This is a genomic window from Streptomyces sp. NPDC002785 (assembly GCF_040295565.1).
In the GTDB taxonomy this organism is placed as follows: domain Bacteria; phylum Actinomycetota; class Actinomycetes; order Streptomycetales; family Streptomycetaceae; genus Streptomyces.
The window spans coordinates 1-13,969 of sequence record NZ_JBEOVN010000068.1; the positions used below are offsets into that span (position 1 = coordinate 1).

General features: G+C 71.4%; 10 protein-coding genes. 4 read left to right on the plus strand and 6 right to left on the minus strand.

The window, feature by feature from the left end:
* Nucleotides 1–23: 23 nt before the first annotated feature.
* From ABTZ94_RS18070 to ABTZ94_RS18085, 4 genes are all read right to left on the minus strand, one after another.
* Nucleotides 24–914 carry a 1,4-dihydroxy-6-naphtoate synthase gene (locus tag ABTZ94_RS18070; RefSeq protein ID WP_351202041.1) on the minus strand — a complete coding sequence of 297 codons (891 nt, stop codon included), beginning with the start codon at nucleotides 912–914 and terminating at the stop codon, nucleotides 24–26.
* On the minus strand, nucleotides 895–1,671 hold the full coding sequence (locus ABTZ94_RS18075) for a futalosine hydrolase (protein ID WP_351202042.1): 777 nt from the start codon (nucleotides 1,669–1,671) through the stop codon (nucleotides 895–897). The genes ABTZ94_RS18070 and ABTZ94_RS18075 overlap by 20 nt, the downstream gene beginning before the upstream one ends.
* A gap of 85 nt (nucleotides 1,672–1,756) precedes the next feature.
* Nucleotides 1,757–2,236, minus strand: a complete 480-nt coding sequence (locus ABTZ94_RS18080) for a DUF2771 domain-containing protein (protein WP_351202043.1) — start codon at nucleotides 2,234–2,236, stop codon at nucleotides 1,757–1,759.
* 27 nt (nucleotides 2,237–2,263) lie between these two features.
* Nucleotides 2,264–3,676, minus strand: a complete 1,413-nt coding sequence (locus tag ABTZ94_RS18085; RefSeq protein ID WP_351202044.1) for an MFS transporter — start codon at nucleotides 3,674–3,676, stop codon at nucleotides 2,264–2,266.
* Nucleotides 3,677–4,110: 434 nt separating this feature from the next.
* Here ABTZ94_RS18085 and ABTZ94_RS18090 point away from each other — a divergent pair, with 434 nt between their 5' ends.
* The 4 genes from ABTZ94_RS18090 (at nucleotide 4,111) to ABTZ94_RS18105 (ending at nucleotide 10,870) form a co-directional block, all read left to right on the plus strand.
* On the plus strand, nucleotides 4,111–5,046 hold the full coding sequence (locus ABTZ94_RS18090) for a DUF3027 domain-containing protein (protein WP_351202045.1): 936 nt from the start codon (nucleotides 4,111–4,113) through the stop codon (nucleotides 5,044–5,046).
* A gap of 358 nt (nucleotides 5,047–5,404) precedes the next feature.
* Nucleotides 5,405–8,611 (plus strand): sacsin N-terminal ATP-binding-like domain-containing protein, encoded by a 3,207-nt coding sequence (locus ABTZ94_RS18095; protein ID WP_351202069.1) that lies wholly within the window; start codon nucleotides 5,405–5,407, stop codon nucleotides 8,609–8,611.
* Nucleotides 8,612–8,808: 197 nt separating this feature from the next.
* The gene (locus ABTZ94_RS18100) at nucleotides 8,809–9,741 is read left to right on the plus strand and encodes a hypothetical protein (protein WP_351202046.1); all 933 of its coding nucleotides are present in this window, start codon (nucleotides 8,809–8,811) and stop codon (nucleotides 9,739–9,741) included.
* A 244-nt stretch (nucleotides 9,742–9,985) separates the two neighbouring features.
* Complete coding sequence (locus tag ABTZ94_RS18105) at nucleotides 9,986–10,870, plus strand: calcium-binding protein (protein ID WP_351202047.1); 885 nt, start codon at nucleotides 9,986–9,988, stop codon at nucleotides 10,868–10,870.
* Nucleotides 10,871–10,886: 16 nt separating this feature from the next.
* Here ABTZ94_RS18105 and ABTZ94_RS18110 read toward each other — a convergent pair whose 3' ends face one another.
* Complete coding sequence (locus ABTZ94_RS18110) at nucleotides 10,887–13,367, minus strand: HAD-IC family P-type ATPase (RefSeq protein ID WP_351202048.1); 2,481 nt, start codon at nucleotides 13,365–13,367, stop codon at nucleotides 10,887–10,889.
* A gap of 177 nt (nucleotides 13,368–13,544) precedes the next feature.
* A complete protein-coding gene (locus ABTZ94_RS18115) occupies nucleotides 13,545–13,847 on the minus strand; it encodes a DUF2530 domain-containing protein (RefSeq protein ID WP_351202049.1) in 303 nt (100 codons plus the stop codon).
* Between the last annotated feature and the right edge of the window lie 122 nt (nucleotides 13,848–13,969).

The following is a 13,969-nucleotide window of genomic DNA, read 5'->3' on the forward strand; positions in this document are numbered from 1 at the left end:
ATCGAAGGTCACCCGACAGGCTCTCAGACGAACGACAGCGCATCCGGGCCGAGGGGCGGTACCAGCCCCTCGGCCGCCGCGCGGGTCAGCAGTCCGCGGATCGCCGCGTAGCCGTCCTCGCCGAGGTCGGCGGTGAACTCGTTGACGTACAGCCCGATGTGCTGGTCCGCCACGGCCGGGTCCATCTCCTGCGCGTGCTCCAGCACGTAGGGCCGTGACGCCTGAGGGTCGTCCCAGGCCATCCGTACCGAGGTGCGCACCGACTCGGCGAGCCGCTTCAGCATGTCCGCGCCCAGCGACCGCTTGGCGATGATCGCGCCGAGCGGGATCGGCAGCCTGGTCGTCTCCTCCCAGTGCCGACCCATGTCGGCCAGGTTGTGCAGCCCGTAGTTCTGGTACGTGAAACGCGCCTCGTGGATGACGAGACCGGCGTCCACCTTCCCGTCGCGCACGGCGGGCATGATCTCGTCGAACGGCATGACAACGATCTCGCCGACCCCGCCCGGCACCATTTCCGCCGCCCAGAGCCGGAACAGCAGATACGCGGTGGAGCGCTCACTCGGCACGGCGACGGTCTTCCCCGTCAGGTCCGTGCCCGCCTCCTTCGTGAGGACGAGCGGTCCGCAGCCCCGCCCCAGCGCCCCGCCGCACGGCAGCAGCGCGTACTCGTCGAGCACCCACGGCAGCACCGCGTACGAGACCTTGAGCACATCGAGTTCGCCGCGCTCGGCCATTTTGTTGGTGATGTCGATATCGGCGAAGGTGACATCGAGGGCGGGCGCGCCGGGGACCCTTCCGTGCGCCCAGGCGTCGAAGACGAAGGTGTCGTTCGGGCACGGCGAGAAAGTGATTCTCAGCCGGTTCGACGGGTGGGGGTTCGACGGGCTCGGCGGGCTATGAGGCGTGTCGGTCATGGTGGGTCCAACCTTCCAGTACGGGTACGAGCTTCCCGAACGCCCCGCTGAGTGCGGCCAGCGCGTCGCCGATGCGCCACGCGTCCCGGTCGCGCGGGCCGATGGCGTTCGAGACCGCCCTCAGTTCCAGCACAGGCAGGCCCGTCCGCTCGGCGGCCTCGGCGACGCCGAAGCCCTCCATGGCCTCGGCGGCGGCTCGTGGGTGCGCGGCGAGCAGGGCGGCGGCGCGCTCGGCGCTGCCGGTCACGGTGGAGACGGTGAGGATCTCGCCGGTGAGTGCGCCGGTGGCGGCGGCCACGTCCCGGACCAGCGACCGGGGCGGGAGATACCAGTCACGGCCGAAGCCGAGTGCGGTGACGGGTACAAAGCCCTCGGGAGTCTCCGCGCCCAGATCCGCGGCGACGATTCTGCTCGCCACGACGAGCGAGCCGACCGGGGCGACAGGTACGAAGCCGCCACCGATCCCGGCCGAGACGACGAGGTCGTACGGCGCGGAGTGCGGCCCGGGGCCCGGCTCCGAGGCGGAGGGGACGGCGGCGGAGACGGCGGAGGCGAGGCCGAAAGCGGCGGCGGCTGCCGCGGCGGCCGGTCCCGCGCCGCCTGCGAGGACGTCGACCACCCCGGCGCCGCCGGGGGCGGCCACGCGGTGGACCTGCGCGCCGGGCACCTCGTGCACGGCCACCTCGGACAGGTCCCCGAGCGCGCGCGTGACCGCGTCCCTTTCTGCTGGGACAGCGGTCACGACGAGCACACGCACGGGGGAATCCTCTGAGGTCAGGAGGGCGCAGGAACGGACCGGGAGGAGGCCGGGAGAGTCAGAAGGAGACCGGGGGACCGGGAGGTCAGGAGGTCTTCTTCAGCTCGAAGTGCCAGACGCCGATGAGATCTTTGCCCTTGGTCTCCACGATGCTGATCTGCGTCTTGTCCGTGCTCTCGCCGGTCTGGCTGGAGAAGAAGGCGCTGCCCGGGATGGACCGGTAGGTCTTCTTGTACGGCTCCTGCTCGGCCTGCTGGCCGTTGATGAAGAGGGTCCAGCCGTTGTCCGCGACCTCCGGGTCGACGCCGAAGCGGACCTTGTCGTCCATCGCGACCTTGACGGACTTTTCCGCCTTCTTGTTGAGGCAGCTCTTGTATTCGGACGTCTTGAGGGCCTTGCCGTCGTTGTAGCAGGACGCCTCGGTGCTCACCGAGTTGCCGCCGACCGTTACGGTCGCGAGCGGCGTCGGCTTGTCGCAGGCGGACAGGACAAGGAGTCCCGCGGACACGGCACCAAGAGCGACGCCGATTCGACGGCCCTTACCGGAGAAGAACGCAACGGTCATGGGCCGAAGGCTATCGGTCGCTCCGGCTCACGCCACGCGGGGGTGCGGCGAGCCGCGCCGCGCGGCGCTCAGCAGCCCCCGTACGGACGTGGCGGCGCCCAGGGCGAGAATGCCCGCGGCGACCGACATGCCCAGTACGCCGTTGAGGGGGAGGGCGATGCCGATACCGCCGCCGACCACCCACGCCATCTGGAGCGCGGTCTCGGACCGGGCGAACGCCGACGTCCGTACCTCTTCGGGCACGTCGCGCTGGATCATCGCGTCCAGCGAGAGCTTCGACAGGGCCTGGGTGAAGCCCGCCGTCGCACTGAGCGCGGCGACCATGACGGTGCTGAAGAAGAGCGCGGTGAGCACGGCGACACCCAGGGCCAGGGCCAGCACCGAGGCGACGATCACCTCCGGGCCGCGGGCCCGGAGCCAGGAGCCGACCGCCGTACCGAGCGCGTTGCCGATACCGGCCGCCACACCGACGATGCCGAGCGAGACGGCGGCGCTCTGCCCGGCGAGCGGATGCTCGCGCAGCAGGAACGCGAGGAAGAAGATCAGGAAGCCGGAGAGCGCGCGGTGCGCGATGTTGGCCTGGAGCCCGTTCAGCACGGACGGCCCCACGGACCGCAGCCCGGGCCGCTTCTCGCCGTTCTTCTCCCGGCCCCTCGCCTTTCCGTTCCTCTTCGGCCCGGGCCGCGGGGACACCACCCCGTGCGGCGGCACCAGCTGGGCCTTCCGCTCGCCCTTCGAGGAGTCGACCTTGTGCGGCAGCGTGAAGGCGAGGACGGTCCCGCCGATGAAGACCACGCACGCGCCGTACAGCGGCCACGCGGACCCGACGGTGTGCAGCCCCGCCCCGACCGGGGCGGCGATCCCGGTCGCCAGGAGCCCGGCCAGGGTGACCCGGGAATTCGCCTTCACCAGGGAGAAGCGGGGCGGCAGCAGACGCGGCACGACAGCGCTGCGTACGACTCCGTACGCCTTCGAGCAGACCAGGACGCCCAGCGCGGCCGGATACAGCTCCAGGCCCCCGGTGGCGACCGCGCCCGACATGGTGAGCGCGAGCACCGCACGGGCCAGCATCGCACCGGCCATCGCGGCGCGGCGGCCATGCGGAAGATGGTCCAGCAGCGGGCCGATCACGGGGGCGAGGACGGTGAAGGGCGCCATGGTGATGGCGAGGTAGAGGGCGACGCGGCCACGGGCCTCGTCCGTCGGTACGGAGAAGAACACCGTCGAGGCGAGCGCGATCGTGATCATCACATCGCCCGCGCCGTTCACGGCATGCAGTTCGATCAGTTTGCCGAGCCCGGACTCCCCCGCGCCGTGGGCGTGCGTCGCCTTCCGGATTCCTCTTGCGGTGCCGGTGAACGGGGTGTGGAGGGCATGACCGATCGTCCGGCCCGCCCTGCGGAGCGGGCCGGAATCCTTGTGCGACCCGGCGGAAGTCACTTCGTCATAGTGCCCCAGTCACCGCGGTGACGAACCGGGTTCGACGCGGGGCGTGATGCACTCCGCCCTGTCGGGTCAGCGGTCCATCGGCCCGGGCATGACGGGCCCGGACCGGGTACGGCCGGCAATTGTGGCGGGTTCCGAGGCGGACTTTGCACGGGACACGGCGCCGGATGCGACCTTGTTTGGGACGGGCAGGTGGGCGGGGGGCGGCGGAGAGGGTAGCGTGCGTAGCGCGCCACCGGCGGTTGTTCTCGGCCGCGCGCCTATCGGCGATCCCGCAGAATGGATAGCAGAAGGTGCGCCCGAGGCAGGCACAACGGGTGTGGACGTCGACGCGGCCCCCAGGTCCGCTCCGCCCGCATCCGTCATGGCCGAAATCGATGGATGTGCTGGCGCGCTCGTGAGACTGGCGTAGGAGAGAAGCGAGACCTGTGAGTGCTGCGACGACGCGAAGCCGTACGGCCCGTACCCCTGTCCTCGACCGCCTGTGCGTCGAGGCGGTAGACCTCGCCCGCGCGGCGGCCGAGGAAGCAGCCGCGCCGGGGGTCGTGGGTGAGCATGTGGCCGCGGTCTCCGAGGGGGACCGGGTCGTCACGCACTTCTTCGAGTGCAAGGAGCCGGGTTACCGGGGCTGGCGTTGGGCGGTGACCGTCGCCCGGGCGTCCCGTGCGAAGAACGTCACCATCGACGAGACGGTTCTGCTGCCCGGCAGCGACGCCCTCCTCGCTCCGGAGTGGGTGCCGTGGAGCGAGCGGCTGCGCCCCGGTGACATGGGACCGGGCGATCTGCTGCCCACCGAGGCGGACGACATCCGCCTGGAGCCCGGCTACTCCGGCGAGGACGAGCCGTCGCCGAACTCCGCGGTCTGCGAGGTGTCGCAGGAGATGGCCGACCTCGTCGACGCGGAGGACGCGGAGCTGACGACGCGCCCCGCGACGACGAGCCGGGGCTCGATCGCGGCGGTCGCGGAGGAGCTCGGTATGCGACGGGCGCGGGTGCTGTCGCGGTACGGGCTGCACACGGCGGCCGACCGGTGGGACGAGGCGTTCGGCGCGAAGACGCCCATGGCTCAGGCGGCTCCGGCGTCGTGTGTCACCTGCGCGTTCCTGGTGCCGCTGGCGGGTTCGCTGAAGCAGGCGTTCGGGGTGTGCGCGAACGAGTACGGTCCGGCGGACGGGCATGTGGTGTCGCTGTCGTACGGGTGCGGTGGGCATTCGGAGGCGGCGGTGATGCCGAAGCCGCCGAAGCCGGCGCCGCATGCGTTGGACACGATGCAGGTGGACGAGTACCCGTTGCGTCCGGCGCGTGACTCCGGCTCGGTCCCGGCGGAACCGGACACCCCGACGGAGGACCTCGGCCACTCCTGAGCGGGGCGCGGGGTTCCTGGGCTCCCCGGCGCGCCCGGCCGCCGAGCCTGCGGGCCTGCCCGGCGAACCGGTTCCGTCCTCAGTCGCCGGACGGGCTTGAGACGAGCCTTTGCGGGCCTGCCCGGCGAACCGGTTTTTCCTCAGTCGCCGGACGGGCTTTATTTTGCCGCCCGGGCACACCCGGCCCGTCCGGCGTTCGAGGCCGGAACCGGAGCCCCGGTGGGCAGCGACGGACCGGGGCACCCCGCGCGGAGCACCGTTCGCGATGCCCCGTCCGGCGAGAGGACCCGGTACCTTCAGGCGCACACTGGCGGCACGGGCAACGCGTAACCGGAGAGAGCGGAGTCAGAGCGTGAGCATGAATGCGACCGAGGGGGCCGACCCGTTCGGGACCGCACGGCTGCGACGCGGCGTGCTCGACGCGTGGGGCGCCGGCCCCGCCAGATTCCGCGAGGACGCCAACGCCGAGGAGGACCTCGCGCTCGGCGGCTACCGCGACCGCCTCGTCATCGAGCTGGCCCAGAACGCCGCCGACGCCGCCGCCCGCGCGCAGGTCCCCGGCCGGCTCCGCCTCACCCTGCACCCGGCGACCGCGGACGCCCCCGCCGTACTCGCCGCCGCCAACATCGGCGCCCCCCTCGACGCCACCGGAGTGGAGTCGCTCTCCACCCTGCGCGCCTCCGCCAAGCGCGAGGGCCACGCGGGAGCCGTCGGCAGGTTCGGCGTCGGGTTCGCCGCCGTGCTCGCGGTGAGCGACGAGCCCGCGGTCGTCGGCCGGCACGGCGGGGTCCGCTGGTCCCTCGCCGAGGCCCGCGACCTCGCCGCGAGGACGGCCGTCGCCAGCCCCGGCCTCGGCGACGAGCTCCGCCGCCGCGACGGCCACGTACCCCTGCTGCGGCTCCCGCTGCCGGCCGAGGGCACCGCACCCGACGGGTACGACACCGTCGTCGTCCTCCCGCTGCGCGACGGCGGCGCCGAGGACCTCGTGGTCCGGCTGCTCGACGCGGTCGACGACGCGCTCCTGCTCACCCTGCGCGGCCTCGACGAGATCGTGATCGAAACCCCGGACGCCGTACGGACGTTGCGCCGATCGCAGCACGGCCCCTACACCCACGTCGAGGACTCCGCGCACGGTACGCACCGCTGGCGCACCGTCACCCGGCACGGCCCCGTCGAGCCCGCCCTGCTGGCCGACCGGCCCCGCGAGGAACGGCTGCGCCCGCACTGGTCGGTCACCTGGGCGGTGCCGGTGGACGCGGAGGGCGCCCCGGTACGCCCCCGCACCGTCCCCGTCGTCCACGCGCCGACCCCCACCGACGAACCCCTCGGTATCCCCGCGCTGCTCATCGCGTCGCTGCCGCTCGACACCACCCGCCGCCACCCCGCACCAGGACCGCTCACCGACTTCCTGGTGCAGCGCGCGGCCGACGCGTACGCCGAGCTGCTCGCCGACTGGCAGCCGGTGTCCATCGACACGATCGACCTCGTCCCCGGCCCGCTCGGCAAGGGCGAACTGGACGGCGCCCTGCGCGGCGCGATCCTTCAGCGGCTGCCGCGCGTCGCGTTCCTGGAGCCCGCCGCCCCGCGTGACGCCACCGTCGAAACGGACCATTGGGACACCTGGGACGTGCGGGCGGACGGCATCCGCGAGACGGCCACGACCGCGCTGCGCCCCATCGAGGCCGAGGTGCTGGAAGGCGTGGGCGCCGAGACCGTACGGGTGCTCGCCGAGGTCCTGCCGTGCCTGCTGCCCGCCGGAATCGAGCGCCGCAGCGAACTGCGCACCCTCGGCATCGCCCGCGTGCCGCTGACCGAGGCGATCGACCGTCTCGCCGGTCTGGAGCGCGATCCCGGCTGGTGGCGGCGACTGTACGACAGCCTGTCCGGCATCGACCCGGACCGCCTCTCCGGTCTGCCCGTCCCGCTCGCCGGCGCGCCGGAGGCGCAGGACGCCGTCACCCCGACCGCTCCGCGCACCGCCATCGGCCCCCGCCAGGTCCTCCTTCCGTTCCCCGACGCGCTCACCGGCCCCGTCCTGGGCCGCCTCGCCCGGCTCGGACTGAAGGTCGCGCACCCGGACGCCGCCCACCCGCTGCTGGAGAAGCTGGGTGCCCTGCCTGCCACGCCCCGCGCCGTGCTGACGACCCCGCAGGTGCGGGCAGCCGTCGCCGGATCGCTGGACGCGGGCGAGATCTGGGACGAGGACGCGCTGGATGCCGAAGAGCTCGCGGAGACCGTCCTCACCCTCGTACGGGACGCCGAACTGGCACCCGGCGACGAGCCCTGGCTCGGCGCGCTCGCCCTTCCCGACGAGGACGGCGAACTCGCACCCGCCGGTGAACTCGTGCTGCCCGGCAGCCCGTTCGCAGCCATCATGCGGGAGGGTGAACTGGCGCTCTGTGACCAGGAATTGACCGACCGCTGGGGCGAGCAGCCGCTCACCGCCTGCGGTGTGCTCGCCACCTTCGCCCTGGTGCGGACCACTGATGTCGTCCTGGATCCGGACGAACTGGAGCCTCGCGAGGGCGACTTCGCCGAGCCCGACGACGCCGGACTGCTCGACGCCGTGGACGTGTGGTGCGAGGACATCCTCGACCAGCTGCCCGACAGTCCCGTGCCGCCGGTCGCCACCGAACTCGTCGCCGTTCGCGACCTGGACCTCGTCGACGACGACGCATGGCCGCAGGCGCTCGCCCTGCTTGCCCAGCCACCGTTGCGCGACGCGCTGACCCAGCCGGTGCGGGTGCTGCTGCCCGACGGCACGACGCAGTCCGTTCGCCCGTACACGGCCTGGTGGCTGCGCGACCACCCCGTGCTCGACGGCCGCCGCCCGGCCGGTCTGCGGGCGGCGAGCGGCGACCCGCGACTGGCCGGACTGTACGACTCCGCCGACGCGGCCGGCTTCGACGACGCCCAGGTGCTTCGTGCCCTCGGCGTACGGACGTCCGTGGCCGCCCTCCTCGACGAGCCGGGCGGCGCCGCCGAACTCCTCGGCCGGCTCGCGGACGAGGACCGCGAGGTCGGCCCCGTACAACTGCACTCCCTGTACACGGCCCTGGCCGATCTCGACCCGGAACAGGTCACGCTGCCCGACGAATTGCGGGCCGTGATCGACGGCGAGGTCCGGGTCGTCGACGCGGCGGACGCCGTGATCGCGGACGCCCCGGACCTGCTGCCGCTCGCCGGAGGCCTCCCGCTGCTCCCGGTCGCCCCGGCACGCGCGGCCGATCTGGCCGAGCTGTTCCAGGTGCGCAGGCTCGGCGAGAGCGTCGAGGCGGAGGTGACGACGGAGGGCGAGGAGCACCAAGTGCCGGATTCGGTACGGGTACTGCTCGGCGCCGGAACCCCGGACGTGTACATCGAGCACGGCGAACTGCGCGCGGGCGGCGTCGAACTGGACTGGCACCGCACCCCCGACGGGACCGTGCACGCCGCCACGCTGGAAGGCGTCGCCGCGGGCCTGGCCTGGGCGGCGGGGCAGTGGCCGCGCCGCTTCGAGGTCGCGGCGCTGCTGGAGGACCCGTCCCGTACGGAGGAACTGGCCCGGGACCGCTGGTTCGACTGACGGACCGGAGCGGGTCCGAAGCGCATCGGCGCCGGGGCGCGGGGCGCGGGGCGCATGCACAAGAAAACCCCAACAGCTGCACAACCGTTCACGTGTCCCGATGGTCTCTCCTGTGAAGCCACCAGGCTTCACAGACGATCGTGGGCCCGTGGGCGAACAACCTTCGCGGGCCCCCTTCTCCATGTTGGGGAATGAACATGCGCATTCGTGCCACCGTGGCCGCCGTAACCGGCGCCCTGGCTCTCTCCGCTTTTGTCATTCCGTCGGCGGCTCAGGCCGACGACGCGCACCGCTCGACCGTCGGCGACATCGCGCGCGCCGCTCAGTCCACCGCCGGTGCCGACTCCGGTGCCAAGTCCGGCGCGCGTTCCCTCGCGGCCACCAGCACCCCCGGCCAGCTCGACCTCACCTTCTCCAAGTTCACCGTGAACGGCGGCAAGCCGATCGCCGTGGGCACCACCGCCACGAAGACCGTGCCGACCACGTTCACCGTGACGCACGCCGCCGATGTGAACATCTTCGCCTCGGACTTCAAGCTCGGTGCCAGCCTCTACCGCGGCTCGTTCGATGCTCCGACGAACGAGCTCTACGGCGATGTCGACCCCACCTGCAAGGCCGTGTCCTCCACGGTCGCCACCTGCAAGGGGCAGATCGCCATCTGGCCGCAGTACGACCTGATCGGCAACGCCGACGCCACGACGTGGAAGGCGATGGGCTTCGCCGTCGACTACAACGGCCAGGACCCGATGAACCCCGACCCCGCCAAGATCGGCTTCGCGCTGCAGGACGGCCTGGGCACGACCCGTGTGCAGCGGCAGTCGAATCTGACGGTGAACGCCGCTCCGGAGCCCGTGAAGAAGGGCGGGACGATCACGGTCACCGGCAAGCTGTCGCGGGCGAACTTCGACGACCTGAAGTACCACGGTTACTCCACGCAGCCGGTGAAGCTCCAGTTCCGCAAGAAGGGCAGCTCCACGTACACCACGATCAAGACGATCAAGTCGAGCAGCACCGGCACCCTGAAGACCACCGTCAAGGCGTCGGTCGACGGTTACTGGCGCTACAGCTTCGCCGGTACGTCCACCACCCCGGCCATCTCGGCCGCGGGTGACTTCGTCGACGTGAAGTAATTTCCGTCGCGCAACACGCACCATTCCGGGCCGTGCCCGGGGACGGCTCCCGTCCCCGGGCACGGCCCGGAGCGTATGCCGCCGCATCTCTCACCGCGGGACGACGCGCGAGAACCCACGGCGCGTACAACCCTTCACCTGCGTAAGAGGTCTTGTCTTCGAGTCAGCAGACTCACAGACCGAACGAGCCCCGGCCGGGTCGGACCACGTACTCGCGGGGCCCCTTTCTCCACTGGAGAAACATATGCGTATTCGCGCCACTGTCGCAGCCGCTTCCGGCGCCCTGGCCCTGTCCGCTCTGGCCGTCCCGGCCGCCCACGCGGACGACCACTCTGCTGCGAACCTGCACGTGCCGACATCGGCGGCCGAGGTCTTCGGCACCGCCGCCAAGGGTTCTTCGAAGGCTGCCGCGGCCACCCGCGCCGCCACGGCGGAACCCGTCATCTCGAAGGTCGTCGTCAACGGCGGCAAGAACATCGTCCTGGGCACCACGGCCTCGAAGACGATTTCGGTCTCGCTCACGGCGTCGCACGCGGAGGGTGTCGTCGATGCCTACGTCGCCCTGTGGCACGGCACGGACCCGTCCTCGCCGGACACCATCGACGGGGCCATCCTGCCGAACGAGGACGAGGCGAGGTGCACCAAGGTCAACGCGACGACCTCCACGTGCAAGCTGACGTTCACGATCTACCCGCGCTACGACCTGTACAAGAACCCCCTGGCCGGCACCTGGCACGTCGCCGCGGGCGCCCTCGCCGGTAACTACAACGACGTCGCCTACACCAACTTCTACAGCACCGCCCGCGTGCAGCGGCTGTCGAAGCTGACGGTGAACGCCGCTCCGGAGCCCGTGAAGAAGGGCGGGACGATCACGGTCACCGGGAAGCTGTCGCGGGCGAACTGGGAGGACCACGCGTACCACGGCTACACCGGCCAGTCGGTGAAGCTCCAGTTCCGCAAGAAGACCAGCAGCACCTACACCACCATCAAGACCATCAAGACGAACAGCACCGGCAACCTGAAGACCACGGTCAAGGCGTCGGTCGACGGCTACTGGCGCTACAGCTTCGCCGGTACGTCCACCACCCCGGCCGTCACGACCGCGGGCGACTTCGTCGACGTGAAGTAGCCCGCAGCCGCAGGGGCTACACCGGGAAGCGGCGGCCGACCAGACGCCAGGCGAACTCCAGGCCGGCCGCCGCCACCACCGCGATCGCCACCGCGGTCCACGGCATCACCGCTCCCACCAGCTTCAGCGCGAAGAATTCCTGCAGCCACGGCACCACCAGCACGATCAGGAACGCCAGCCCCATCGTCGCCACCAGGCAGACCCGCCACCAGGTGTACGGGCGGGCGATGATCGCCAGCACCCACATCGAGACCAGGAACAGCGTGAGCGTGGCCGCGCTGGTTTCCGCGTCCAGCGCACCCGGACCGGTGTAGTAGTGCCGGGCGATCAGATACGTCACGAACGTGGCGACGGCCGCGATGACACCCGACGGGATCGCGTACCGCATGACGCGGCGCACGAAGTGCGGATGGGCCCGTTCCTTGTTGGGGGCGAGGGCCAGGAAGAACGCCGGGACGCCGATCGTCAGCGTCGACAGCAGGGTCAGATGGCGCGGCAGGAACGGGTAGTCGACCTGGAAGCAGACCACCAGGACCGCCAGCAGCACCGAGTAGACGGTCTTGGTCAGGAACAGGGTGGCGACCCGGGTGATGTTGCCGATCACCCGGCGGCCCTCGGCGACTACGGACGGCAGCGTCGCGAAGCTGTTGTTGAGCAGCACGATCTGGGCGACGGCCCGGGTCGCCTCGGAGCCCGACCCCATGGCGACGCCGATGTCGGCGTCCTTCAGCGCCAGCACGTCGTTGACGCCGTCGCCGGTCATCGCGACGGTGTGGCCGCGGGACTGGAGTGCGCCGACCATGTCCCGCTTCTGCTGCGGGGTGACCCGGCCGAAGACCGCGTTCTCCTCCATGGCCGTGGCCATGTCGTCCGGGTCGGTGGGCAGCCGGCGCGCGTCCAGGGTGTTCTCGGCGCCCGGCATGCCGAGCTTTCCGGCGACCGCGCCGACGGAGACCGCGTTGTCGCCGGAGATGACCTTCGCGGCGACCCGCTGGTCGGCGAAGTAGGCCAGCGCCTCCTGGGCGTCCGGCCGCAGCCGCTGTTCCAGGACGACCAGCGCGCTCGGTACGGCTCCGGCGGCGATGTCCGGCCCTTCGAGTTCGCTCTGCGCGCGGGCCAGCAGCAGCACCCGCAGCCCCCGCTCGTTGAGCTGCTCGATCTCGGTGAGCGCCGGGTCCTGCTCGGGCAGCAGCACATCGGGGGCGCCGAGCAGCCAGGCCGACGCCCGGCCGCCGCCCTCGTCGAACGCGGCGCCGCTGTACTTGCGGGCCGAGGAGAACGGCAGCGACTGCGTGCACCGCCACTCCTCCCCGTCCGGACAGGCGTCGACGATGGCCTGCAGGCTGGCGTTGGGCCGGGGGTCGGACGAGCCGAGGGCACCCAGCACGCGCCGTATGTACGTGTCGTCGACGCCGCCCAGCGCCCGGACCTCGGTGACGTCCATGCCGCCCTCGGTGAGGGTGCCGGTCTTGTCCAGGCAGACGACGTCGACGCGGGCCAGACCCTCGATGGCGGGGAGCTCCTGCACCAGGCACTGTTTGCGGCCGAGTCGTACGACACCGATCGCGAAGGCGACCGAGGTGAGCAGCACCAGGCCTTCCGGGATCATCGGGACGATGCCGCCGACGGTCCGGGCGACCGACTCCCTGACGTTGTTGTCCTTGACGAAGAGCTGGCTGATGACCAGGCCGAGCGCGGTCGGCACCATCATCCAGGTGACGTACTTGAGGATGGTGGAGATGCCGGTGCGCAGCTCGGACTGGACGAGGGTGAAGCGGGACGCCTCCTCGGCGAGCTGAGCGGCGTAGGCCTCGCGGCCGACCTTGGTGGTGGCGAACGCTCCGCCGCCCGCGACGACGAAGCTGCCGGACATCACCGGGTCGCCGGGCCGCTTCAGCACCGGGTCGGCCTCGCCGGTCAGCAGCGACTCGTCGATCTCCAGGTTGTCGGCCTCGGCGACCGTGCCGTCGACGACGACCTTGTCGCCGGGGCCGAGTTCGACGAGGTCGCCGAGGACGATCTCGGAGGTGGAGATCTCGGCCGAGATCCCGTCGCGCCGCACGGTGGGTTTGGCCTCGCCGATGACCGCGAGGCTGTCCAGGGTCTTCTTGGCCCGCCATTCCTGGATGATGCCGATGCCGGTGTTGGCGACGATCACGAAGCCGAAGAGGCTGTCCTGGATCGGCGCGACGAACAGCATGATCAGCCAGAGAATGCCGATGATCAGGTTGAACCGGGTGAAGACGTTCGCGCGGACGATCTCGCCGATGGAACGGGACGAGCGGACGGGTACGTCGTTGACCTCACCGCGGGCGATCCGCTCGGCCACCTCGGCCGCGGTCAGCCCGCGGGGATTCACGGCCGGAGCCGGGAGCTTCACCGGGTGGACCGGATCGAGCTCGCAACCGGCGTCGATCATCGCCGGTCCGGGGCGGCCGGCGGAGCCGGATGCCCCGGGAGTCTGCTCGCCGAAGGAGTTTGGTGCCCGCTGCGTCATGGTTCCGACGGTACGGGGGGATCGTCCGATTCACCTACCGGGGGTCCGAAGATCAGACCGGGGGAGGAGAGGGATGGTCCTGCGGTAGTAGGGAACCCTGATGCGGTCGTGGGGAAGCCCCTGATACCGGGCAGTGCGGGTCGGTGCCGGACGGCGGCACCCGAGGGCCGTTCGGCCTCACGCCGTGGCGCCCGACGCGCCCTCCGCGTCCGTCCCTACGCTCGGCGCGGAAGCCGCAGCCGCCGCCCGCTTGATCGCCGCGTCGCGCCCCCGTACGTACCAGATGCCGATCAGGCCGAGTCCCGCACCGGCCAGGCAGGTCCACAGCCACCACAGGTGCCCGTGGTCGTCGAACCAGCCGTAGAACGGCAGCTGGACCAGGAAGAGGACGAACCAGAGGATCGTGCCGCCGGTGATGGTGGCGACGACGGGCCCCTCCAGGGGCTCGGGTGCCTCGTGCTTCGGTGTCCACTTCGCCATGACCTCAGTGTATGGGCCCACCCGTGGCCCCCTCCCGTACCCCGTAAAGACGGCATGCACAAGACCGGCCGGTAGGACCGTCAGGGCAGGTGACCCAAGGGTCTACGCGCGGAGATAGCGAT

What these genes read in the sequence shown, in the direction of transcription:
- ABTZ94_RS18070 (WP_351202041.1), bottom strand. Translation starts at nt 914, where the DNA reads ATGACCGACACGCCTCATAGCCCGCCGAGCCCGTCGAACCCCCACCCG.
- ABTZ94_RS18080 (WP_351202043.1), bottom strand. Translation starts at nt 2,236, where the DNA reads ATGACCGTTGCGTTCTTCTCCGGTAAGGGCCGTCGAATCGGCGTCGCT.
- ABTZ94_RS18095 (WP_351202069.1), top strand. Translation starts at nt 5,405, where the DNA reads ATGAATGCGACCGAGGGGGCCGACCCGTTCGGGACCGCACGGCTGCGA.
- ABTZ94_RS18100 (WP_351202046.1), top strand. Translation starts at nt 8,809, where the DNA reads ATGCGCATTCGTGCCACCGTGGCCGCCGTAACCGGCGCCCTGGCTCTC.
- ABTZ94_RS18105 (WP_351202047.1), top strand. Translation starts at nt 9,986, where the DNA reads ATGCGTATTCGCGCCACTGTCGCAGCCGCTTCCGGCGCCCTGGCCCTG.
- ABTZ94_RS18110 (WP_351202048.1), bottom strand. Translation starts at nt 13,367, where the DNA reads ATGACGCAGCGGGCACCAAACTCCTTCGGCGAGCAGACTCCCGGGGCA.
- ABTZ94_RS18115 (WP_351202049.1), bottom strand. Translation starts at nt 13,847, where the DNA reads ATGGCGAAGTGGACACCGAAGCACGAGGCACCCGAGCCCCTGGAGGGG.